Source organism: Mucilaginibacter sp. SJ (genome assembly GCF_028993635.1).
Lineage (GTDB): Bacteria > Bacteroidota > Bacteroidia > Sphingobacteriales > Sphingobacteriaceae > Mucilaginibacter.
This window is the reverse complement of record NZ_CP118631.1, coordinates 1053972-1077592: the sequence shown is the minus strand read 5'-3', so window position 1 is coordinate 1077592 and position 23621 is coordinate 1053972. Positions and strand designations below refer to the sequence as shown.

The window sequence follows — 23621 nt, the reverse complement described above, 5'->3', positions numbered from 1 at the left end:
GCATTAAGATTTAATTGAATGTTAACCCAAACTGATGATATTTTGGATATAAATAGCGAACAATTGATCCCGCTGCTGCTCTCGGGCGATGAAGCAACCTTTGAAAAGGTTTATAAGCACTTCATCAGGCCGTTACATGTGTATGCTATCTCTATTTTAAGAGATGAAGATACGGCGAAGGGGATGGTACAAAACGTTTTCATGCGGCTCTGGGAACGCAAAGAGCGGCTGAATTTCACCGGCTCGATAAAGGCCTACTTGTATGGCGCGGTTTATAACGAATGCCTTAATAACCTGAGGCACCAGAAAGTAAAGGTTAATCACCAGCAGCATGTACTGTATATGACGAAGGATAAAGTTGATGGAAGCGCCGGCGGTATGGAGCTGCTTGATCTCAAAGAAAAATTACAGCAAGCCCTAAACGATTTGCCCGAAAAATGTCGGACGGTATTTCAGCTAAGCAGGTTTGAGGATTTAAAATACCAGGAAATTGCCGACGAATTAGGCATCTCCATAAAAACAGTAGAAAACCAGATGGGCAGAGCCCTGAAAACATTACGGCTCAAATTAGTTGATTACCTGCCGTTGATCATTTGGCTTATCAGCCGGGCTTTTAATATTATTTAACATGATGGACGATTTATTAACCAAATACATGCTGAACGAAACCACGTCGGTTGAGAATGAAACCATCAACCGCTGGCTTGGCGAAAATGACGATAACCGAAAGTATTTTGATCATTTTAAACTGATCTGGGATACCAGCCGCGAACTTAAAATAGAAAGTAAGCTTGATCCTGATGCTTCATGGGCTGAATTTAAACAGCTGTCACAAAACAGGGGGGAGGCATCGGCTACAATTAAATCTTTAAAGCCGGCAAACCGCTGGCTTAAAATGGCTGCTATGTGGCTGGTTATATTAGGGAGCGCGGGAATATTGTATGCGGTGCTTAAACCCGGTAAGCCCAATATGCTCACGTTAAAAAGCGGCAACATGGTTCGCAAGGTTACTTTAGCCGATGGCTCATTGATCACCATGAATAAAAACTCGGTATTGAATTACCCTGACAGATTTACCGGCGATACCAGGGAGATTTCGTTAAAAGGAGAAGCTTTTTTTGATGTGGCGCATGATAAATCAAAACCATTTATGATCCACGTAAATGACCTGGTTGTGAAGGTGGTAGGTACATCGTTCAATATTAAAACTACCGGCCCCAATACCGAGGTTATTGTTGAAACCGGCGTTGTGCAGGTAATTCAGCAGGAGATAGTGGTGAAACTAAAACCTAAGGAGAAAGCATCGGTACAAAGTGGCCGCCTGCAGAAAGGCAGCAGCCAGGATGAGCTATATAATTATTATCGTACCCAAAAGTTCGTAGCCAATAAAACACCACTGTGGCGGCTTGTGGATGTGCTTAATGAAGCCTATCACGCAAATATTGTGATAGATAATAAAAAACTGGCTAACAGGACTATAACAACCACATTTAAAGCAGGTTCACTTGATGGGATTTTAGAGGTCATAAGCAAAACCCTTGGCGATGTTAAAGTGATCAAAAAACCTCATCTCATCATAATCAAAAACTGATGGAAAAGAAACTAAATATATTATTTTATATAATGCTCGTATTGGCGGGCTGCCTGCTCATTACCAACGCGCTTGCACAGGATAACCTGAACCGTACTGTAGCGCTCAATGTTAAACAAAAAAAGATAGCCGAGATACTGACCATTATCGGCGAAAAAGGCAAGTTTTATTTCTCATACAGCAATGATGTCATCAAAACCGATAGTGTGGTGAGCATAGTATCATCCGGGCAAACGATCAAAAACCTGCTTGATGAGCTGTTTCATGGCAGGGTTGATTATAAGGAGTCGCCGGGGTATATTATACTCCGGCCTACGCCGTACAGGTTAGCTCTTGTGCCTGATACCCTGGCCGGGCCAGGCAATGTTTATTACATCAGCGGTTACGTGTATGATGATATCACCGGCAAAAAACTTTACAATGCCAGTGTTTATGAAAAAAATTCGCTGGAATCAACCCTTACCGATCAGAACGGTTACTTCCAGCTCAAAATAAAAGCCAATGGTATGATTACGCTTAATGTGAGTAAGGAGCTATATCGTGATACCAGTATCAATTTTTTAAATAATGTAAACGTATCCATAAAATCACGCGAATATTATTACAGCGCCGATGCCGCAAATTCAAAATCAGACAGGAGCTGGTTGGGCAGAATGTTCCTTTCATCCGGCCAGAAAATACAGAACCTTAATTTAGGCGGTTACCTTTCAACGGTTCCGGTACAAACCTCGCTTTTACCAAGTTTAGGAAGCCATGGTATGATGAGCGGACAAATAGTCAATAACTTTTCGCTCAATATTTTAGGGGGGTATAACGGTGGCGTTAATGGCGTTGAACTTGGGGGACTGTTTAATATCAACAAACAGGAAGTTAAATATGTACAGGCGGCCGGGCTCTTTAATATTGTTGGGGGTAACAGCAAAGGCGTTCAACTGGCCGGCATTAATAATAACGACCAGAAAAACATAGAAGGTATCCAGGCGGCGGGCATATATAATATGGTAAAAGACAGTCTTAAGGGTGTTCAGCTTGCCGGGATCTTTAACCACGTGAGCAATAGCAAAGGTATCCAGGCGGCAGGTATTTACAATTACACCCGGAAAAACAGCAACGGGTTTAGTATTGCGGGGATAGCCAATGTTACAGGCAACGAAGCAAGCGGAATACAGGTAGCAGGAATTTTTAATAAAGCCCGGGTGATAAAGGCGTGTCATTTGCTATGGTAAATATTGCGGATACGCTCGATGGTTATGGTATAGGCTTGCTAAATATTTCGCGTAATGGATATGCCAAAATTGAGGTATACACTAACGAGATCGCTACGACAAACATCGCCTTTAAATCGGGGAATGCTAAACTGTATTCCATCATTTCAGGCGGCGTTAATTTTACGGACAAGCATGTTTATTACAGCGCAGGTTTTGGCTTGGGACACGATTTTATCTTCAATAATAACATGTCACTATCGGCCGAGGGCTCAACGCATTTGTTGTTGGCTAAAGGATGGAAAAATCAAAATCAGATAAACCGGGTAAGTGCGTTGCTAAATTTCAGGGCAGGTTCAAAAATTAGCTTCTTTGCAGGGCCGTCATTTAACGTTTACACCAACTACGGCCGTCATGCCGGAGACAGCGATATTCAGCAGATCATAAAAAGCAAACCCGGTTTGATTGATTGGGGCAATCGTACAAAGGGTTGGATCGGTTGGTCGGCCGGTATTACGATATTGTAAGTGTGCTTTAATATGTCCAAATTTGTACAAACCAATAATCACCTGATGAAAAAACTCCTTTATCTCATTTTACTCTGCGCACCGTCGGTTTGTTTTGCCCAGGAGGCAAATAAAAATGTGACTTTTTTAAACCCATCTACAGTAGGTAAGCCTTTTGGCTATTCGCACGCTGTAATTGTTGATCTTGGTAAAAACAAAATGGTGATCATGTCGGGCCAGGTTGGTTTGGATCAGGCTGGTAAGCTTGCCGGTAATGGTGATCTGGCCAGCCAAACTGAACAGGTTTTTACGAATATCAAAAACATTGTTGAGGCCGCAGGCGGGACTATGAATGACCTGGTTGAGTTGAACTATTATATCATAGATGCATCGCAGGTACAGGTAGTTCGTAATATAAGGGATAGATATGTGAATACAAAGCAACCACCGGCAAGTACACTGGTGCAGGTAAGCAAGCTTTTCAGGGATGATATTTTAATTGAGATAAAAGCGACGGCTGTTATCAAAAAGAAGTGAGGTTAATATTAAGCCTACGAAGTTTTAAAAACTTCGCAGGCTGATTTACGTGTTACCATTTTTTATTGACAACCCTTGCTGCCTTTACCTGTGCAATATTGAGTAAAAAGGGCTTGGCCATTAATTTTTAAAAACCGACGACAGGTTTCCTTGTCGCCGGTTTTTATGCCTTGTTTATACCTGTGACGCAATACTTGTAAGTGATTATGATAATAAAATGACAGCTTTTTTTAGTCCGTTATTATTTCTTATAGGTGATTTTGTAAATATTTCCAGCCACATCGTCGGTAACATACAGTGAGCCATCCGGGCCTTGCGCCAAGCCGCATGGACGGTGGGCCGCAGCACCTGAAGCTGTATTAGCAGCAGAGCCAGAAAAGCCATCGGCAAAAACTTCCCACTGACCTTCAGGCTTGCCATCTTTAAATGGTTGAAATACCACGAAGTAACCGGCCTGCGGTTCAGGTGCGCGGTTCCATGAGCCGTGAAAAGCTATGAATGCACCATTTTTATATTTCGCCGGGAACTGATCGCCGGTGTAAAATAACAGGCCATTAGGGGCAAGGTGACCAGGATAAGCAGCAGCGGGGTCGATAGCATCTTTTCCGCCTTCAATCTTACCGTCGCCGCCATATTCAGGCATTAGCATTTTTTTATGTTGTTCCTGATCGTAGTACATGTAAGGCCAGCCTGCGTTATCACCCTTTTTAAGCGCGTACATACACTCGGCAGGTAATATGGCCGATTGTTTAGCAGTGAAATACTGTGGATAGAATTCAAACAGCTGGTCGCGGCCGTGCTGCATTACAAAAAGCTGGTTGTTTTGCTGGTTCCAGGTGATGCCTACAACATTACGCAAACCGGTGGCATAACGTATACCATCGCCATAATGCTGGTTCAATTTATCTGCTTTAAACTGCCAGATACCGCCGGCCGAATCTAATATAGGGCAGCCCTTTTGGCCGGGAGAACCTTTTTTACGGTCTTCAACCTGGCAGGCATTTGAGTAAGCGCCAATGTTTACGTAAATGTTGCCATCGTTATCAAGCGTTATGGCCTTAGCTTCATGCTCATGACGGCTAATAAGACCGGTCACTATTTTTTCAGGCTGATCAGGATTGATGACCTCGCCCTTGTCGTTCAGTTTATAGCGAAAAACTTCCTCATCTGAGGAGGCGTATAAATATCCATTTTTTATAGACATACCCGTACCGCTGTAATCTCCAAAGCTGTTTTTAACAGCAGCCTTACCACCATCTTCATGCAGCATTAAAATGCCTTTGTTGTTTTTAACGTTGGTAAGTTTTACATAGATATCGCCTTGTGGTGTAATGGCAATATGGCGGGTACCACCAAGTTTTTCGGCAATAATGCTGGCGCTAAAACCTTCCGGGGTTTTAAGGCCCGCGTTTTCTGTTGTTGAAGCAGGGGTAGAAGTGCTGTCGGCAGTTTTCTTTGAGTCGTTGTTGCTTTTGCAGGCTGTAAAAAACATAAAGCCCCCCATAGCAACTACAGGCAGTATGGAATGTAATAATTTGCGGTTTTTCATAGTAATTGATTAAAGGTTATCAAATTAAGTAAATATACCTATAATCCTAAAATCTGTTTTGTAGTATTAAAGTGACACTTTCATTTTTATTATAAGCCCGGCTAATAAAATTTGGTTACAATAGATTGTTGTAATGTTTTCTCGAAATAAAGTTTGGCTAAAGTAATCCCGTATAAAAGATTGTACTAATCAACTAATGTTTTAACATATAAAGCAATGTCCGGTTAAACCATTGCTGACAGATATCGTCCTAACTATATAAAATTTACAATTATGAAGCATTTAGCCATATTATCAGCAATAGCAGCCGGAAGCTTATTTATCAGTAAAGCCAACGCTCAGGTATCTATACAATTTGGTATCAATATCCCTGCTCACCGTGTTTACGTACCGGCCCCTCCGCCACCTGTGGTTGAAGAGCAGCCCGTTTATGACGATTACGATAACGTAAACGTTAGTGACGACGATGATTATTACTATTTACCGGAAGTAGAAGCATATTATAATGTAGGAGCAGGATGTTACTACTACAATGATGGCAGCCGCTGGGTAAGCTGTGCCTACCTGCCAGGCGCCTACCGGGATTATAACTGGCGTACTGCTGTACGATACGAGGTAAGAGCGCCACGACCATACTTGCGTCACGATTTTTACAGGCAAAGGTGGGGCGGTTACATGGGCGATCGTGGTAACTGGGGACACCGTTTTGACAGAAGGCCTGCTAATGGCTATGCTTATCGCCCGGGTTGGGGTGGTGACCGTGGAAACTGGGGCAGAAGACCTAACCCATATGATAACCGCGGTAACTGGGGAAGTGGCAGGGATAATCATAACTGGGGCAACGGTAATCATGACCGTGGTAATTGGGGTAATGGAAACCAATCTAACAATAACAACCATGGTAATCATGGTGGATGGGGTAACGGACAGCCTAACAATGGCAACAATAATAACCATGGCGGTCATGACAATCGCGGCAACTGGGATGGCCGACCATCAAACGGTGGCAGTTATGGCAGAGGTAATAGTAGCGAACGTTTTTCTCAAAATGGAAACCCAGGCCGGGGCATGCGCAGATTTTAATATTCTAACTCCCTATATATTAACTGAAAGGTCGCCTGTTATGGGCGATCTTTTTTGTTTTAAATATAGTTGTCCGTTTTTAAGTTATCCGGCATTCATTAATTAATAGGCAATATAAACCATTTATTATCTACTAAACCTGTTTAGCATTACCATTTATATTATATATTTGGTTTTAAAATACTAAATCCTTGAAGAAGAAATTATCTATAGTTGACATTGCCAATAGCCTTAATATATCTAAAACTACGGTATCTTTTATCCTTAACGGTCGCGCTCAGGAAAAACGTATCAGTGATGAACTGGTAAAACGCGTATTACAATATGTAAAAGAGGTAGGGTACAAACCAAATTCGTTAGCCAAAAGTTTACGCACCGGCAAATCAAATATTATTGGCTTGCTGGTACAGGATATTTCCAATCATTTTTTTGCCACAATAGCCCGCCGCATAGAGGATCTTGCTTACCAAAACGGTTATAAGATCATTTACAGCAGTACAGATAACGATACTCAAAAAACCCGCGAACTGATAGCTATGTTTCGCGACAGGCATGTTGATGGCTACATTATTACCCCGCCCGATAATATTGAAGATGATATCAGCGATTTGATCAAAGACGGTTTCCCGGTGGTGCTGTTTGACCGCTACCTGCCTAAAGTAGCTACCGATTATGTAGTGGTTGATAACCTGTTCAGCACTTTTAACGCCACACAGTACCTTATTGATAAAGGACATAAAAATATCGCTTTTATAACTTATAGTTCTATCCAAACTCAAATGATAGAGAGGCTTGAAGGTTATGAAAAAGCCATGCACCAAAGCAAATTAAAGCCCAATATCACCGAGGTTGATTTTCACACTACTGTTCAGGAGATGCTTAAGTTAATGACAAACTTCCTGGAAAAAAATAAAGATGTCGATGCCATCCTGTTCGCCAATAATCATTTAGGCAAATGCGGCTTGAAGGCCATCCGGAAAGCAGGTAAAAATATACCGGATGATATTGCTTTGATCGCGTTTGACGATTACGAACTTTTTGAATTGTATACCCCGGCTGTTACCGCTATTGCCCAGCCCATTGATGAAATAGCCGATAATGTGATCAAGCTGCTGATGGAAAGGCTTAACGCCACAACTCCAGAGGAGAAAAATCAACATATAACATTAGCAACCGAACTAATTATCAGGGATTCATCAAACTAATGAACTGTTTTGCAGGATGAATTCAGGGCGATGGTATACCAGGTCCTGAACGATTGATCATTTCAATTCATCCTGCAAAACTGCCCATACGTTGTTGGCTACAATCTTCGCACCCTGAGCGGTAGGGTGGATGCCATCGCCCTGGTTAAGTGATGGTACTCCGCCAACGCCTTGCAATAAAAAAGGTACAAGGGCCATATTATTTTTTTTAGCCAGATCGGGGAAAATGTTTTTGAACTTACCGGTATAATCGGCGCCCATGTTCGGCGGTACCTGCATGCCCAGCAAAACAAGTTTAGCGTCGGGATATTTGGTTTTTACCTTATTTATTATGGACTGAAGATTTTTGGCGGTTTCGTTTACCGGGATCCCGCGAAGGCCGTCGTTAGCCCCAAGCTCCAATACAAAAACGTCTACTTTTTGCTTTAACAGCCAGTCTATCCGGCCATTGCCGCCTGCGGTAGTTTCGCCGCTTAACCCGGCATTTATTACTTTATACGGTAATTTTAACGAATCAACCCGGCGACTGATCACACCCGGAAATGCATCGGCAGGGTCATCGAGACCATAACCGGCAGTGAGGCTATCGCCAAAAAATAAAACTATTTTTTTTGAAGCCGAATCAGTTTTAGCAGTTTCTGTGGCAGCTTGCGTCTGATCATTGTTTGATGATTTAGCACCGTCGCCGCATCCTGCCATTGTGAGGGCTGCAAGCAAGATACCGCTTAATGTAACTTTGTTCATATAAAATAAATACAATGCGCTCAGGCGTTTGTTCTTAAAATTTCAAGCGGCGGCTTGTTTAACACTCCACGGCTGTTCAGTAAGCCAATAACAACAGTCAACAAACTTACTGTTAAAAATAGTATAAGTGCCGGTAATATGTTCACACTGTATGGTATCTCGAAACTATATTTTGCCAGGAAATAAGTGCCTGCAAATGCTATCAGAATCCCGGTTAAGGCCGACAAACTACCCAGAAACCAATACTCCAACGCTGTTATAGTGAATATTTGTTTACGACTTGCACCAAGCGTACGCAATAAAACACTTTCCTGGATGCGCTGGTATTTGCTGATCCGGACAGATGCTATCAGTACCACAATACCTGTTATAATGCTGAACACGCTCATGAAACGTATAACGTAGCTGATTTTGCTCAACAATTCATCAACAACGCTTAAAATTAACCCCAGATCTATTATCGAAACGTTAGGATAAGCCCTTACTACAATCTGCTGAAAAGCTGCCGATACTTTGTTTGATGATACATGTGTCATCAACACATGAAATTGTGGGGCATCCTCAAGTATTCCTTTTGGAAAAACCACCTGGAAATTGGTTTGCACCTTACCCCAGTTAACCTTGCGGATACTGGCAACATACGCCGGCATTTGTACGCCCTGTACATTAAATTCTATTTTGTCGCCAATTTTAAGGTTGCCCCGTTTGGAGAGGTTTTCTTCAACAGATACCGGGATTTCTTTTGCGGGATCGGCTTTGCCAATCCATTTGCCATCCAGCAATTTCTCTGATGATGTTAACGAATCTCTGAACGTTACACGGTACTCCCAGGCAAATACCCCATGCTGTATTTTTATAGTAGTATCTTTTGTAAGGTCGGCGGCCGTTTTACCATTAATTTGTTCAATACGCATAGTAACAATAGGCACTTGCTGCAGCACAGGTAGCCCCTGTTGCTTTGTTAACTGAACAACTCCCTTTTCCTGGCTGCTCTGAATATCAAACAGGATCATGTTTGATTGATTGCCGCTGGTTGAAAGATTAACCTGCTGTACCAATAATGTTTGCACGAAATAAAGCGTGCAAATAAACATGGTACTTAAACCAATGGATACGATAAGAATAATGGTTTGATTATTGGGTCGAGATAAGTTAGCAAAGCCTTGTCGCCACAGGTAACTCCATGAACCTTTTACTATTGCTTTAGTGATGCGCATTAATAGCCAGGCCGTTGCCGTAAGGATCATAAAGGCAATCAGAATTCCCATCGTAAACAGGATGCTTCCTGCCACGCTATCCAATTGCAAATAAGTAAAAGCTATTACAAAAATCAGTATCAGCAAATAAACCAGCCAGCGCAAAGGATCGCGTCTGTTACCACTTTCATCAAACGAGATGCGAAGCGTATTGAGCGGCGAAATATTGCGAACAGAGATTAAAGGCAGCAACGCAAATAGTATAGAGATAATGACTCCCAGTAAAATACCCTGCCCAATTGCCATCCACGAAATTTGTACGGAAATGGTAAACGGTAAAAAGTCTTTGAATACAAGGGGTAATAAGTGCTGAACAGCGGTCCCCAATATTGCCCCGGTAACAGAACCGATAATGCCAATCCCAACGATTTGTATCAGGTAAATCAAAAATGCTTCGGATGATTTAACGCCCAAACAGCGCATGATAGCTATTGACGCGATTTTTTCTTTTACATAAATATGGATTGCACTGGCTACACCAACGCAACCTAATAATAGGGCAACAAAACCAACTAAGGATAAAAAGCGGCTTAAGTCGCCGAAGGCTCGCCCCGTATTGTCTTTTTTTGTTTCGATGGTTTCAAAGCGCATCCCTGCCTTGTCAAGCATAGGATCGATCTTTTTCCCGATCTTATCTACATTAACCGACGAATTAAACTTATAATAAAAACTATAATTAACCCGGCTGCCAATTTTTACAAGCCCCGTTTGCTCCAGGTACTGCATGGGGATATAAACAACCGGGGCAATGCCCGCCATTACGCCGCTTTGGCCGGGTGCTTTATTCAGGATGCCGGCTATCTGAAAATTGAGATTACCCACTTTTACCGAATCGCCTACTTTGGCATCGAATTGCAGCATCAGGGTTTTATCAACCAGGGCCATTTTACCCTGTTTAAAATCGACCCCGGCAGCTTCGGGTGTGGTTTCCAAAGTACCATAATAGGGAAAACCTCCCTGTAATGCCCTGATCTGTACCAGTCGGGTGCCTTTAGTACGCGGAAAATAAAGCATGGACGCAAAGCTCCGTTCCTGCGAGCGTTCATCACCCAATGAATCGAGCAGGTGCTTCAATTTATCGTCAACCGGTTTGTTACCTGATACAGCCAGGTCGGCTCCGATCAGGGTTGCTGCCTGATCGTTCACATCATTTTGCACATTGTATTTGAACGAATAAATAGCCACCAGTGCCGCTATGCCAAATACAATGGCCGATATAAAAAGGAACAGTCTTGAACGGTTGCGCCTGCTATCGCGCCAGGCCATCCGAAACAGCCAGGGGATATTTATTTTTCTTTTGAAATCAACAGCGGTATTATCCATTAGCTTATCCGTTAATGGTTTTTTCGTCAGCAATAAGTTTGCCGCCCTTAATTCTGATAATGCGCTGGGTTTTGGCTGCCAGCTCAAGGTCGTGTGTTACCACCACGAGGGTAGTGCCGGCTTCCTTATTCAGATCGAAAATGAGTTTGATCACCTTGTCACTGGTTTCTGCATCGAGGTTTCCCGTAGGCTCGTCGGCAAAGAGGATCCGGGGGGCATTTGAAAAAGCACGAGCCAATGATACACGTTGCTGTTCACCACCCGAAAGCTGAAGCGGATAATGATGGCCACGTTCTGACAACCCCACCTTATCCAAAAGATCTAAAGCCCTTGCCCGGATGTTTTTTTCGCCCCTGAGCTCAAGTGGCACCATCACATTTTCGAGCGCGGTAAGTGTTGGCAATAACTGAAAATTTTGAAATATAAATCCCACGTGTTGGTTGCGTACCTGTGCACGCTGATCTTCGGTAAGTTTATTGAGGGTAATGCCGTTGAGTTCAACAGTACCCGAAGTTGAGCGGTCGAGCCCGGCGCAAAGCCCGAGCAAAGTAGTTTTCCCGCTGCCTGATGGCCCAACTATAGCATTGGTTGAACCTGCCGCCACCGAAAAATTTATTTGATCGAGCACGGCGAGCGTACGACCGGCACTTTGGTATGTTTTACTTAAATCAGAGATATTGAGGATATTGTCCACAGATGTTTTTTTATGGTATAGATACAAAAAAGCCGGGGTTGTTACCAAGCCCGGCCGTTGAATGCCCAAGTATTATGCCATCTTTACTTTTAACTGACATTGAGTTTAAAGGCGGCTTTTCAAATCGTGTCGTATCTTGTTTTCCCACTCTTCTTTTAAAATACTCAGTACTATCGAGTCACGGCGGCTGCCATCGGCAAGAGGCGTATGATTTCGCAAAACGCCTTCAACTGTACAGCCAATGCTTTTCATGGCAGCTATGCTTCGCTGATTGCGGGCATCTGCCCTGAATTCCACGCGTTCCATCGCAAGTATATCAAAGGCAAATTGAAGCAGCAAAAATTTACAATGTTTGTTAAGGCCGCTACCCCTAAATTTTTCGCCATACCAGGTATATCCTAATTGGAGCGTTTGATGAGCTGGCTGAATATCATAAAAGCGGGTACTGCCTGCACATTCACCGCTTGCTTTATCAAAAATTATAAAAGGATATTCCTTACCTGTAGCGCGGCCATTAGCAGCTGCTTTAATATAAGCCCGCATGCCGACCTCGCCAGCGGCACTTGTGAGCGAATAATTCCAGGTATCGGGTTCGTTGATGGCAAAAGACAGCAGGTAGTTAAGGTCAGTTTCCTGTAAGGGGCGTAATAGTACCCTGTCGTCTTCTAAAACATAGGTTGCTTCGGGGTGGAATGCAGTGCTCATCGTTAGTTGTTATTACTGGTACTGAAGTTAAGCTTTATTGGCTATTGCAAGCTCATACATTTGGTCAAAAGGTTTATTTTTTAGTTCGATAGCAACAGTGGAGTTCCGCTGCTCACAATATTTGAGCATTTCATAGCAATCGGTTAAAATATCATCATCAACCCCTTTAAACGTCATCTCAACCACTTTGCCCGAAATTTTATAGTATTCATCGAGTGCGGCAAGGCCTTTCTGGTTTATTTTGATAAGCTTAGCCCGTTTATCATCAGGTGAGGTACGTTCATCTATTTTCTCTTCCCGGATGAGCCGGTTAATGACCTCCATACCGGTGGTTGTTTCGGCAAACATATAATTGATGAGGTCGCTTTTTCTTACTTCACCAAGGTGAAGCAAGCCGTTCAGGTAATAGAAACTTTCGGCAGGAGGGATGCCGATGTGGTTAACTGCCGACCGGAAATAAAGGGAATAAGCGCTTAAGATACGGCCAAGGGTTTTAAGCAGGTATGCGCCGTTCATGATGCGCTCACCTTTTTTGCCGGCTTGTTTAGGCTTTGGGCGTTGCTTTTGCAGGTAATATCTGCAAAATGCTTCTACAGTAGGTTGTTCGCTTACTTCTTCAAAAGCAGTCCATTCGTCAACTAATTGCACTATTGGTTTCATTTTATTCCGGTTTAGGTGTAAAATTATAAATTTATTTCTAAAATGTTTTAATTATTCCCAAATAGAAATATATTTGTCAAATTATGTCAAAATAGAAATATATGGAAAATGAGAATGGCTTACCGTTCCGTTCTGATTTATTTCAATAATTTTAGATTGAAATAAAAATGTTTTGCAAGCTCAGTCGTCAACCATAATAAAGACGCGATTTGAGATCCGCAAAAGAGAATTATAAATCAAAGATCATTATGCAACCTGATCCTACAAAAAAAACAAACAGTAAACCTCCCGGTGTATTTAGTTTGCTAAAACCATATAAAGGGCTTGTGGCGTTACTATTATTATTTGCATTACTGGGCAACGCCATGAACCTTTGGCTGCCTAAAATTATAGCTAACGGTATTGATGCCTACTCCAATCATCATTTTGTGATAAATGAGGTTATGGCCAAATTCCTGACGGCAACTATTGTGGTGTTTTTGTTTGCAGGCTTACAGGCAATTGTTCAAATATATGCATCTGAAAAAGTGGCACGTGATCTCAGGCAGCAACTGGCTGATAAAATATCCCGCCAAACCCATGTTTTTATCGAACAGGCAAATCCATCAAAACTGTTAACCAACCTTACTTCGGATATCGATTCGATCAAACTATTCGTATCGCAGGCTTTGGTTTCCATAGTATCATCGCTGTTTATCATTATTGGCTGCAGTGTGATGCTGCTTACCATTAACTGGAAACTTGCGTTGGTTGTGATCACTATTATTCCTATTATAGGCGGTACTTTTTTTTACGTTTTGAAAAACGTACGTGCTCTGTTTATGAAAAGCCGCGGTGTTATCGATCAGCTTAATAAGGTAATTAACGAGAGCATACTTGGCGCAGCACTCATCAGGGTGATCAACTCGCAGCAGTTGGAATACAATAAATTCCTTGCTGCCAATACCGAAGCAAAGGATTACGGCTTAAAGATCCTTGGTTTTTTTGCCGGCCTCATTCCCATTGTAACGTTTACCGCTAACATGGCAGCATTTACTATTTTGGTAATGGGCGGGCGTTTCGTAATCAGCGGCAGCATGACCCTGGGTAGTTTCGCGGCTTTCAACAGCTACCTGTCGTTATTGATATTCCCGATATTTATTTTGGGTTTTATGAGCAACCTGATAGCTCAGGCCACTGCCTCATTTACCCGGATCAGCCTGGTTTTGAATGCACCGGATGTCACCGATGGCGGTCCGTTGAAAGATACCCTGCGCGGTGATGTTGAACTCAGGAATGTTACCATAACCTACGGCCAGAAATCGGCGCTGAAAAACATCTCATTTAAAGTAAAGGCGGGATCAAAGATCGCAATCATCGGGCCTACATCTGCCGGTAAAACACAATTGTTGTACCTGCTTACAGGTTTGATCAATACTACGGCAGGCGAAGTGCTGTTTGACGGTAAAGCCCTTGCCGAATATGACAGCGAAACCTTTCACCGGCAGGTTGGCTTTGTTTTTCAGGACAGTATCATCTTTAATATGAGCATCCGTGAAAATATCGCTTTCAGTGATACCGTAACTGATGAATCGCTTCAAAAAGCTATTGAAACGGCCGAGTTAAGTACGTTTATCGATAACCTGCCCGACAAATTGAGCACCATTGTTTCTGAACGGGGTTCAAGCCTTTCGGGCGGACAAAAGCAACGCATTATGCTGGCCAGGGCACTTGCAGTTAATCCAAAGGTTTTGCTGCTTGATGATTTTACTGCCAGGATTGATAACAACACAGAAAGGAAGATCCTGGCTAACATCCAAAAAAATTATCCTGGCTTAACGCTGATATCCGTAACCCAGAAAATTGCATCTGTTGAACACTATGACCAAATCATATTATTGATGCAAGGCGAAATAGTGGCCAGTGGGGTACATGATGAGCTGATGAAAACGAGTCCGGATTATGTACAGATCTTTAATTCACAGCAAAGCACCAGCAATTACGAACAGGGTGTTAACCATTAAACATAAAGTTAACGACTGAAAAAATATTGATTACAATGAACTACGATCTTAACCAATTAGGTAAAAATCAGCCAAAAACTTCTACGCTGGCCGGGTTAAAAAAGCTGCTCCAGCTGATAGCCCATGAAAAGCGTACGCTCATCATTGCTTTTTTTGCCATCCTTGTTAACTCTACACTTAACCTGCTCGGGCCGCTTATTATTGGTCATACTATTGATAAATATGTGCAGCACAAGGATTTTAGCGGAGTTTTACATAATGCAGCTATTTTATTTTGTATGTACCTGGTAGCTTTATTTACCAGCTATAAGCAAACCACGCTAATGGGCGGGGTGGGGCAAAGGATGTTGTTTACCTTGCGCAATTCTATCTTTAATAAGTTACAGCAGTTGCCGGTAGCCTTTTTTAATCAGAATAAGGCAGGTGACCTGATATCGAGGGTTAATAACGATACCGATAAGCTTAATCAATTCTTCTCCCAGTCACTGATGCAGTTTATCGGCAATATCTCTATTATGATTGGAGCCGGTATTTTTTTGCTGGCTATCAATATTGAGCTGGGATCGGCTGCTTTATCTCCGGCGTTGGTGATCCTGTTTTTAACGCTGGTATTATCACCATGGATAAAAAGAAAGAACGCCGCCAACCTGAAAAGTACAGGTGCATTGAGCGGTGAGATCCAGGAGAGCATTAATAATTTTAAAGTGATCATCGCTTTTAACCGGCGCGATTATTTCAGGAAGCGTTTTGACATAGCTAACAATCAAAACTATAAAACAGCCATTGGATCGGGCCTGGCTAACAACGTTTTTGTGCCGGTATATGGTTTATTTGCCAGCATGGCCCAGCTTACCGTACTATGCTTTGGCATTTACCTGATCAGTAAAGGTATGTTCTCTATCGGGTTGCTGGTGAGTTACTTATCATATGCTACCAATTTTTACAACCCGTTAAGGCAATTAGCTGCCTTATGGACAAACTTTCAGCTGGCGATGGCGGGCTGGGACAGGATCTCGCAGATCTTATCCCTTGAAACTGATTTACCGGTGCTGCAGGCAGGCATTAACGAACCTGATGCTGCTTTATTAGAGTTCAGGCATGTGCATTTCAGTTATGATGAAAGCCGGGAGATCCTCCATAATATCTGCTTTAAATTAGAGCGCGGCAAAACCTATGCCTTAGTGGGCCCTACAGGTGGCGGCAAAACAACAACTGCTTCACTAATAGCACGCTTGTACGACCCTACTAAAGGACTGGTATTACTTGGCGGAAAAGATATCAGGAGTTTTACGGCCGAGGAACGCAGCCGAAAAATAGGCTTTATTTTACAGGAGCCGTTCCTGTTTACAGGTACGGTAAGGGATAATATCCTGTATGGCAACGAGCTTTTTAAAGATCATACCAACGACGAAATGGAACAGGTGATCAGGGATGCTAACCTGGGCAGCCTGCTGGCAATTTTTGAGGAGGGATTGGACACCAAAGTTCTGTCAGGTGGCGATAGTATTAGTTTAGGCCAGAAGCAGCTTATTGCCTTTATGCGAGCTGTTTTACGCAACCCGGAAATTTTGATACTGGATGAGGCAACAGCCAACATTGATACCATTACCGAAAAATTGCTGAGCGACATTTTGGATAACCTGCCCAAAACGACTACAAGGGTAATCATAGCACATCGTTTAAATACGATTGAAAATGCTGATGAGATCTTTTTTGTAAACTCGGGTGAGGTGATCAGGGCCGGATCATTTGATGACGCTATGGATTTATTGTTGCAGGGAAAGAGGGTAAGCTGATCTTTCTTGGGATATGGATATGCGGTATCACGGTTTTGCCTTGTTTTTTATCCGGATTTGATAAATCGTTTTAAATTTTTGCCGATAAATTGCCGGCGTATAAAATAGTTGTCCGATCAACACTAAATAATTGCTAAATTATTTTTACCATTGCATATAAACTTAACCTAAGTTATGCATAAGTACAGCGGCGAAACGCGCATTTTAGTTGCGACAGATTGTATCATATTTGGATTCGACGGGGCAAATATTAAGTTATTGCTTGTTCAGCGTGGACTTGAGCCCGAAAAACACAAGTGGAGCCTGATAGGTGGTTTTATAAAGCCAACCGAATCACCGGAAGATGCTGCAAACCGTGTGCTTGAATTGCGTACCGGGCTTAAGAATGTGTATATGGAGCAGTTCCAGGTATTTGGCAAGCCAGAGCGTGATCCGGTAGAAAGAACACTTTCCGTTGCCTATTTCGCACTTATCGACATTCATAAATATGAGGCCCAGCTAAGCGAAGAATATCACCCCGAATGGTTTTTGCTGGATGAGATGCCCGACCTGATCTTTGACCATAATGAAATGGTGCGCCTGGCTAAAAGACAATTGCGTTATAAAGCAGCACTTCACCCGATTTTATTCCAATTGCTTCCGGAAAAGTTCACCATCCCGCAATTACAGGCCCTTTATGAAGGTGTTTATCAAACCAAGTTTGATGACAGGAACTTTAGCCGTAAGCTACTTTCAACAGGTTTGCTTGTAAAGCTTCCTGAAAAGGATAAGCTCTCATCAAAGAAGGGTGCGTTTTATTACAAGCTTGATCAGTCCCATTACGAAGAAAATTTTGAAAAGTTCCTGAATTTGGTACCTAACCCAGATAAGTTTTTTTAGCATGCGGGAGCAATGCATTTTAATATTTTAATGACGATGCCCTATTATTATTATTATAACCAATGAAACAAGGTTAGGACGTCGGTTGGTTATTAGTATCAAATGATACTTGTTTTATGGCGTGATGCGGGTTAAATACGTGAGGTCGTATCAGCATGCTTTTACTAATAACATATGCAAACAGTAGGATGTGCGTGATTAATTAAAAAAACAGTTAAGTGTTAACCCTGTAAAAATATAAATAATTGATTATTAGGTATTTGAATGTGTGATATTTAAAATGTGTTAAGTCGTGTTAACCCCTGTTTAGTTACGTTTGCCCTGTTTTAGCAAGTATTTTTTGAATTGCTATCAGTATCTTGCTGGCCGGGTTTTTAGATAGTGGTATTGGTACTGTTGATAAGGGAGATAGTTCAGAAAGCCATCGCCAAACCGTGTCAACGTGACGCCCTGAAATACACAATCCAATGCTCTTGAAGTTTATGATCTGCAGAAAGATCACTTTGAGCTTAGTTATAAATTAAACGTAGCTAATTATGAAATTGACCGGGCAATTAAACGGCTGGTTATTTTATATAATCATGCCGTATCAATTAAAGGTTTTTGTATTTTTAAAGGGTTAGTTTAATACTACAAAACCAAATCCAACTGTATACCTTTGAGCAAGATATTTTTTTTGCGGTCCTTAAGCCTCTCTTTTATTTTCATATGCATTGCTATTTGCACTAACGCGCAAGGTTCAAACCAGGGTACGGAGTTTTATACTGCATATATTGACCATGTTGATGGTGCAGCAGGCAATCCCGACGCATTAGGCAGGGGCAGCCAGATGGAACTTTATATAACTGCCGATGCAAATACATCTGTAACTGTTGAAGTTGCTGATGGCAGCTTTTCGGGTACCTACCAGGTTAAGGCAAATGATATATTAACGGTAGATATCCCTCCCGGAGCTTTTATTGGGAACCAGGGACAGTTTTTAAAGGGCATCCATATAATTTCGCTCAAACCCATCGCGGTTTACGCGCATATTTTTGCGCAAAATGTATCCGGGGCAACCCTTTTGCTGCCGGTAAATACCCTGGGTAAAGATTACCTCTCCATTAACTATAAACAAATATCAAACTCAAACAACGGTACAAAAAATACTGAAGGGGTGCCCTCATATTCAACCTTTGCAGTAATAGCTACAGAAGATAATACCACTGTTGAAATAACGCCCTCACAGCCGTTGCTGAACGGTATCCCCGCAAACCAGCCCTTTACCGTAAACTTAAAAAAAGGAGAGGTGTACCAGGGCTTATCGGCTACGGATTTAACCGGTACCCGTATCCGTTCAATTGTAAGTGCCACAAGCGCCTGCAAAAAAATTGCTGTTTTTTCGGGTAGTTCAAAAATAAGTATCGGGTGTCAGGGTGATAAGGGATCATCAGATAACCTTTTTCAGCAGGTTTATCCTTTAGCGGTTTGGGGTAAAAATTATATAACCGCGCCTTTAAAAACACGCAACTATGATATTTTAAGAATAGTACTTAGTTCGCCGGATACAAAGGTAACAGTAAATGGGGCAGCACCCCACGGAGGGTTAATTAATGGCCTTTACTATGAATTTACTTCAACTGCAACCAATGTCATCGCTGCTGATAAACCAATTCAGGTAGTGCAATACGCGGTTACCCAGGGCGACGGCTTAAATTGCCAGTTCATTAACGGAGATATCGGCGACCCCGAAATGATATATTTAACGCCTATCGAACAAACACTTGATCATGTAACGCTAAATTCAACCCCTAATTACCTGATCCAGAACGATTTTATTAATGTTATTATAAAAACAGCTGCCGTGCCTACCTTTTCGCTCGACGGGCAACCTTATACCCAGTTTTCACAAGTCCCCAACAGTATATATTCGTATGCCCAAATCAGCGTAAATGCAGGCGTGCATAATATCAGAGCGTCAGATGGATTTAATGCGATAGCTTATGGGTTTGGCAGAACAGAATCATATGGTTATGCTGCAGGTACCAATCTTAAAAACCTGAATGAGTTTATTGTATTACGAAACCCGGCAGACAATTCAACACACGCAAACGGCTGCACTGGCACTTATTATAAACTGCAATTGACGCTACCGTTTCAAACAAATAAAATTACATGGGATTTAAAAAATGGAACCCCGCCCGTTATTATCAATAACCCAATACCAACCGGTTCAACAGTAAAAGACTCAAAGGTGCTTTATACCTATGAATATCCGGGAGATGAGGTGTATAACGATGGTGACTACAGTGTAGTTGCTACCGTATTTAATCCCATTGCTGATGAATGCGGATCGAACGAAGATATTCAGTTTGATTTTAACATCGCAGTGCCGCCGGTTGTAAAGTTTAGTTTTGCAAATACCTGCTTCGGTAGCGACGTTAAATTTACCGACCAGTCAACATCGGGTACCCGGCAAATAAAAATATGGCATTGGGATTTTGGTGATGGAATAACTGATGTGGTACAAAACCCGGTACACAAGTATGCCCAGACAGGCGATTACCTGGTTACATTGTTTGTTACAAATGAAAATGATTGCGGAGAAACATCCGATCCGATAAAAATACATGTTTCAAAACCGCCGGTCGCGTCGTTTAGTTATTCATCGCCAGGCTGTACAGGTCAGGATGTTACATTTACGGATAACTCCACATCTGCCGAAGGAAGTATCATTAGCTGGCAATGGGACTTTGGTGATGGTACTCCTGTTGAAACCCTTACCAGTAAAAGTCCGTTTAACCATACGTTTAGTGAACCGGGAGATTATTTGGTTAAGCTCACCGTTACAAACGATAATGGTTGCACAAGTGGTATAACTCCGCAGGTTGTTAACATTTATCCTGTGCCAGTAGTTGATTTTTTATTACCCGATGCCTGTGAAGATGACTTTGCTCAATTTACTTATCAAAGCACAATTGCTGATGCCGCAGAAGCTGATTTTACCTACGAATGGAATTTTAACGACCCTAATGCAACACCAGCTAACCCGAATATTTTCCACGAGAAAAATCCTAAGCACAAGTTTTTAGCAGGTAATTACCAGGTTACACTTAAGGTTACTTCAAAAAATGGATGCTCTTCATCGGCTTCAAAGTCATTAACAATTAACGGCAGTAAGCCAAAAGCTGAGGTGATCGTCCAAAACCCGGCAGATTTATGCAGTGCACAGGAAGTGTTTTTTGAAAACCGGTCGTCCGTTAATTTCGGGGAGATCACCAGGCTTGAGGTTACTTATGACAGCAACGATCCATCAACTACCGTGGTTTATGATCACCCGGCTTTGGGATTAAAGCTAAGGCATAAATACCCTTTGTTTACTGCGGGATCACGCACTGTTACTTTACAGGCAGTAGCTTATTCGGGAACTTCATGTTCTGGTTTCGCAGAAGTTCCTTTCACGTTAAAAGCATCTCCCGTGGTAACCTTTGATCCTGCGCCTGTTTTTTGCATCGAGTCGCAACCATATAAGTTGATACCGAAGCTTAACGGCCCTGCAGGCTCCGGAGTATTTTCAGGAGCCGGGGTTAGTGCCGATGGCGTGTTTAATCCTGCTGTTTCCAATGCCGGCATATTTGATATCAGGTACATTTATAAGGCTGCTGATGCCTGTGCTGATACGGTTGTACAGCAGGTTAAAGTGGATGCGTCACCACTTGTTTCATTAGGACCGGATTTAACTATGCTTGAAGGCACAAAACGCGTTTTAAAACCCATAGTAAACGATAATAACTTAAGTTATAAATGGACACCGGCAACAGGCCTTGATCATGATGATGTGGCTTATCCTGTTGTAAGCCCGTCACAGGATATTACCTATCAGGTAGTGGTTACATCGGCACATGGATGCCAGGCTATGGCCAGCGTATCAGTAAAGGTTTTAAAGTTTTTAGTCGTTCCCAATGTGTTTACGCCTAATGGAGATGGGGTAAATGACATTTGGAATGTTAAATATTTAGAAAGTTATCCAAATAATAAGGTTGACGTATACAACCGATTCGGAGAAAAGGTATATTCGTCAATTGGTTATAGTGTACCCTGGGATGGGAAATACAAAGGCTTATATTTGCCTCCAGGGACTTATTATTATATTATTGACCCCAAAAATGGCCGGGAGGTTATTGCCGGTAATGTGACCATTATCAGATAAAAATGAAGCGAATTTTATATACTCTACTTATTATTGCTGTAACAATTCAATTGGCAAAAGCACAGCAACGGCCGCAGTACACTCAATACGTATTCAATAATTACCTTTTAAACCCTGCGTTAAGTGGTATTGAAAATTATACCGATGTAAAACTGGGTTATCGCAGCCAATGGACAGGGCTTGAAGGCGCGCCGGTAACATCCTATTTTTCAGTAAACGCGCCTATAGGTAACCGGTTTTTACAGGGCGATGCTACTGCATTTCCTGCGGGTGGAGGTTTAAACCCATCAAGCAGGTCATATACACAAAATTACATGGCTGCCGAGCCGCATCATGGTGTAGGCTTAATGGTAGTGTCTGATAAAACAGGCCCGATAACACAAACCAATATTGACGCAACTTATGCTTATCACCTCGGCCTTACCGAAAAGTTAAATTTAGCGGTAGGGGTATCTGCCGGGGTAAGTCATAATATTATCGACAAAAGTAAACTTACGTATGTCGACCAAAATGATCCAACTATCAATAGCATTGCAGGGGCACAGTGGAAACCTGATTTGGGAGTCGGTGTATGGGCATATTCATCTAATTATTTTTTTGGCGCCTCGGTACAGCAAATCCTTCCGCAAAATTTATATGTAACTACTTCGACAACTGCTGTACAAAACAAAACGGTACCGCATTATTTTGTGACTGGCGGTGTTAAGCTTTTTGTATCTGATGATATTACGCTTATGCCTTCAGCCTTGTTGAAATTTATAGCACCGGTTCCGGTAACTTTTGATGTGAACATGAAAATGTCATTCAAAGACAGATTTTGGATTGGTGGTTCATACCGCCGGAATGATTCATACGCGGCATTGGTTGGATTTAACCTGAGTTCGCTTATTAATGTTGGCTATTCATATGATTTTACGACATCTGCCCTAAACACGGTGAGTCATGGTTCGCATGAAATTGTGTTAGGCATCCTGCTTAATAATCGATATAAAGTAACTTGCCCTCAGCATACTTTTTAATTCTTAAAAGCGTTTTTAATATACCGGCGCATAAATTGTTGTATCGTTCAAAATTAGTCCGAATTATGCTCTGTAATTCGGTTTGGCTTGTGAAGAGGCAATTATGCCATGCAGCGTAAGCATTTATAAACCATTTCGAAGCTTCCTGATAATTACAACTATAATAGTTTTAATTTACGATATTTAATTTCTTAAAAGGATAAAAAATAAAACAATACAATTATTTCGTGGGTTTATTTAATGACAACTAAAATTAAAACCTATGAATACCAATAATGAAAACTGGGGAAACCAGGATAATGATCGTAATGATTTTGAAAACAACACCAATTCATTTTCTGTGAATGGTAATGAAGCCTATCCAAACCGTGATCTTGAAAACGATGATGATGATCTGGATGAGGTAGACGATATAGTAGACTATGATGAACAGCCTGAGGTAGAAAAAACCGAAGACGAACAGGTGGGTACCCATAGCCAATCGGAGATTGACCAGCCCAACAGAAGTGCCGATACGTCATTTAGCGAACAAACAGATGTAACACCGCCGAATAAAAAGGAATTTCCGTCGGTGGGCCCAGCTAAAACCGATTTTGAGAGCCGCCCGCAAGGACGCACTACAGGCAGAATGGTTGGTCACGAACCAGGAACTGAAGGGATTTAATAAAAGGAGGGTA

Annotated in this window: 19 protein-coding genes; 13 read left to right on the top strand and 6 right to left on the bottom strand. The window is 42.1% G+C overall.

Going from position 1 to position 23621, the window contains the following annotated elements:
- Nucleotides 1-18 precede the first annotated feature (18 nt).
- The 5 genes from MusilaSJ_RS04285 to MusilaSJ_RS04265 are packed head-to-tail and all read left to right on the top strand — an operon-like array spanning nucleotide 19 to nucleotide 3839.
- Entirely contained in the window at nucleotides 19-627 is a 609-nt protein-coding gene (locus tag MusilaSJ_RS04285; protein WP_274988831.1) for an RNA polymerase sigma-70 factor, read from the top strand.
- A gap of 1 nt (nucleotide 628) precedes the next feature.
- Entirely contained in the window at nucleotides 629-1591 is a 963-nt protein-coding gene (locus MusilaSJ_RS04280; protein ID WP_274988830.1) for a FecR family protein, read from the top strand.
- Nucleotides 1591-2817, top strand: a complete 1227-nt coding sequence (locus MusilaSJ_RS04275) for a carboxypeptidase-like regulatory domain-containing protein (protein ID WP_274988829.1) — start codon at nucleotides 1591-1593, stop codon at nucleotides 2815-2817. Before MusilaSJ_RS04280 ends, MusilaSJ_RS04275 begins: the two co-directional genes overlap by 1 nt.
- Nucleotides 2811-3323 (top strand): hypothetical protein, encoded by a 513-nt coding sequence (locus MusilaSJ_RS04270; RefSeq protein WP_274988828.1) that lies wholly within the window; start codon nucleotides 2811-2813, stop codon nucleotides 3321-3323. Before MusilaSJ_RS04275 ends, MusilaSJ_RS04270 begins: the two co-directional genes overlap by 7 nt.
- 12 nt (nucleotides 3324-3335) lie before the next feature.
- Nucleotides 3336-3839 (top strand): RidA family protein, encoded by a 504-nt coding sequence (locus tag MusilaSJ_RS04265; protein WP_274988827.1) that lies wholly within the window; start codon nucleotides 3336-3338, stop codon nucleotides 3837-3839.
- Nucleotides 3840-4080: 241 nt separating this feature from the next.
- On the opposite strand, the gene MusilaSJ_RS04260 is transcribed toward MusilaSJ_RS04265, so the two are convergent.
- Nucleotides 4081-5388: a PQQ-dependent sugar dehydrogenase gene (locus MusilaSJ_RS04260; RefSeq protein WP_274988826.1), complete on the bottom strand. Its 1308-nt coding sequence runs from the start codon at nucleotides 5386-5388 to the stop codon at nucleotides 4081-4083.
- A 273-nt stretch (nucleotides 5389-5661) separates the two neighbouring features.
- On the opposite strand from MusilaSJ_RS04260, the gene MusilaSJ_RS04255 reads away from it, so the two are divergent.
- Both MusilaSJ_RS04255 and MusilaSJ_RS04250 read left to right on the top strand, forming a co-directional pair.
- Nucleotides 5662-6471, top strand: coding sequence for a hypothetical protein (locus tag MusilaSJ_RS04255; protein WP_274988825.1), 810 nt, complete (start codon nucleotides 5662-5664; stop codon nucleotides 6469-6471).
- Between the two features lie 191 nt (nucleotides 6472-6662).
- Nucleotides 6663-7676, top strand: coding sequence for a LacI family DNA-binding transcriptional regulator (locus tag MusilaSJ_RS04250; protein WP_274988824.1), 1014 nt, complete (start codon nucleotides 6663-6665; stop codon nucleotides 7674-7676).
- A gap of 57 nt (nucleotides 7677-7733) precedes the next feature.
- On the opposite strand, the gene MusilaSJ_RS04245 is transcribed toward MusilaSJ_RS04250, so the two are convergent.
- The 5 genes from MusilaSJ_RS04245 to MusilaSJ_RS04225 all read right to left on the bottom strand — a co-directional run bounded on the left by MusilaSJ_RS04245 (nucleotide 7734) and on the right by MusilaSJ_RS04225 (nucleotide 13058).
- A complete protein-coding gene (locus MusilaSJ_RS04245; protein WP_274988823.1) occupies nucleotides 7734-8420 on the bottom strand; it encodes an arylesterase in 687 nt (228 codons plus the stop codon).
- Between the two features lie 20 nt (nucleotides 8421-8440).
- Nucleotides 8441-10999, bottom strand: coding sequence for an ABC transporter permease (locus tag MusilaSJ_RS04240; RefSeq protein WP_274988822.1), 2559 nt, complete (start codon nucleotides 10997-10999; stop codon nucleotides 8441-8443).
- A 4-nt stretch (nucleotides 11000-11003) separates the two neighbouring features.
- Nucleotides 11004-11693 carry an ABC transporter ATP-binding protein gene (locus tag MusilaSJ_RS04235; protein WP_274988821.1) on the bottom strand — a complete coding sequence of 230 codons (690 nt, stop codon included), beginning with the start codon at nucleotides 11691-11693 and terminating at the stop codon, nucleotides 11004-11006.
- Nucleotides 11694-11798: 105 nt separating this feature from the next.
- Entirely contained in the window at nucleotides 11799-12398 is a 600-nt protein-coding gene (locus tag MusilaSJ_RS04230; protein WP_274988820.1) for a GNAT family N-acetyltransferase, read from the bottom strand.
- A 27-nt stretch (nucleotides 12399-12425) separates the two neighbouring features.
- A complete protein-coding gene (locus MusilaSJ_RS04225) occupies nucleotides 12426-13058 on the bottom strand; it encodes a MarR family winged helix-turn-helix transcriptional regulator (RefSeq protein WP_274988819.1) in 633 nt (210 codons plus the stop codon).
- Between the two features lie 209 nt (nucleotides 13059-13267).
- Here MusilaSJ_RS04225 and MusilaSJ_RS04220 point away from each other — a divergent pair, with 209 nt between their 5' ends.
- The 6 genes from MusilaSJ_RS04220 to MusilaSJ_RS04195 all read left to right on the top strand — a co-directional run bounded on the left by MusilaSJ_RS04220 (nucleotide 13268) and on the right by MusilaSJ_RS04195 (nucleotide 23608).
- Complete coding sequence (locus MusilaSJ_RS04220) at nucleotides 13268-15061, top strand: ABC transporter ATP-binding protein (RefSeq protein ID WP_274988818.1); 1794 nt, start codon at nucleotides 13268-13270, stop codon at nucleotides 15059-15061.
- 35 nt (nucleotides 15062-15096) lie between these two features.
- Nucleotides 15097-16857, top strand: a complete 1761-nt coding sequence (locus tag MusilaSJ_RS04215) for an ABC transporter ATP-binding protein (protein ID WP_274988817.1) — start codon at nucleotides 15097-15099, stop codon at nucleotides 16855-16857.
- Between the two features lie 174 nt (nucleotides 16858-17031).
- Entirely contained in the window at nucleotides 17032-17736 is a 705-nt protein-coding gene (locus MusilaSJ_RS04210; protein ID WP_090525482.1) for an NUDIX hydrolase, read from the top strand.
- Between the two features lie 658 nt (nucleotides 17737-18394).
- A complete protein-coding gene (locus MusilaSJ_RS04205) occupies nucleotides 18395-21925 on the top strand; it encodes a PKD domain-containing protein (protein ID WP_274988816.1) in 3531 nt (1176 codons plus the stop codon).
- A 2-nt stretch (nucleotides 21926-21927) separates the two neighbouring features.
- Nucleotides 21928-22944: a PorP/SprF family type IX secretion system membrane protein gene (locus tag MusilaSJ_RS04200; RefSeq protein ID WP_274988815.1), complete on the top strand. Its 1017-nt coding sequence runs from the start codon at nucleotides 21928-21930 to the stop codon at nucleotides 22942-22944.
- 262 nt (nucleotides 22945-23206) lie between these two features.
- Nucleotides 23207-23608: a hypothetical protein gene (locus MusilaSJ_RS04195; RefSeq protein WP_274988814.1), complete on the top strand. Its 402-nt coding sequence runs from the start codon at nucleotides 23207-23209 to the stop codon at nucleotides 23606-23608.
- Nucleotides 23609-23621 lie beyond the last annotated feature (13 nt).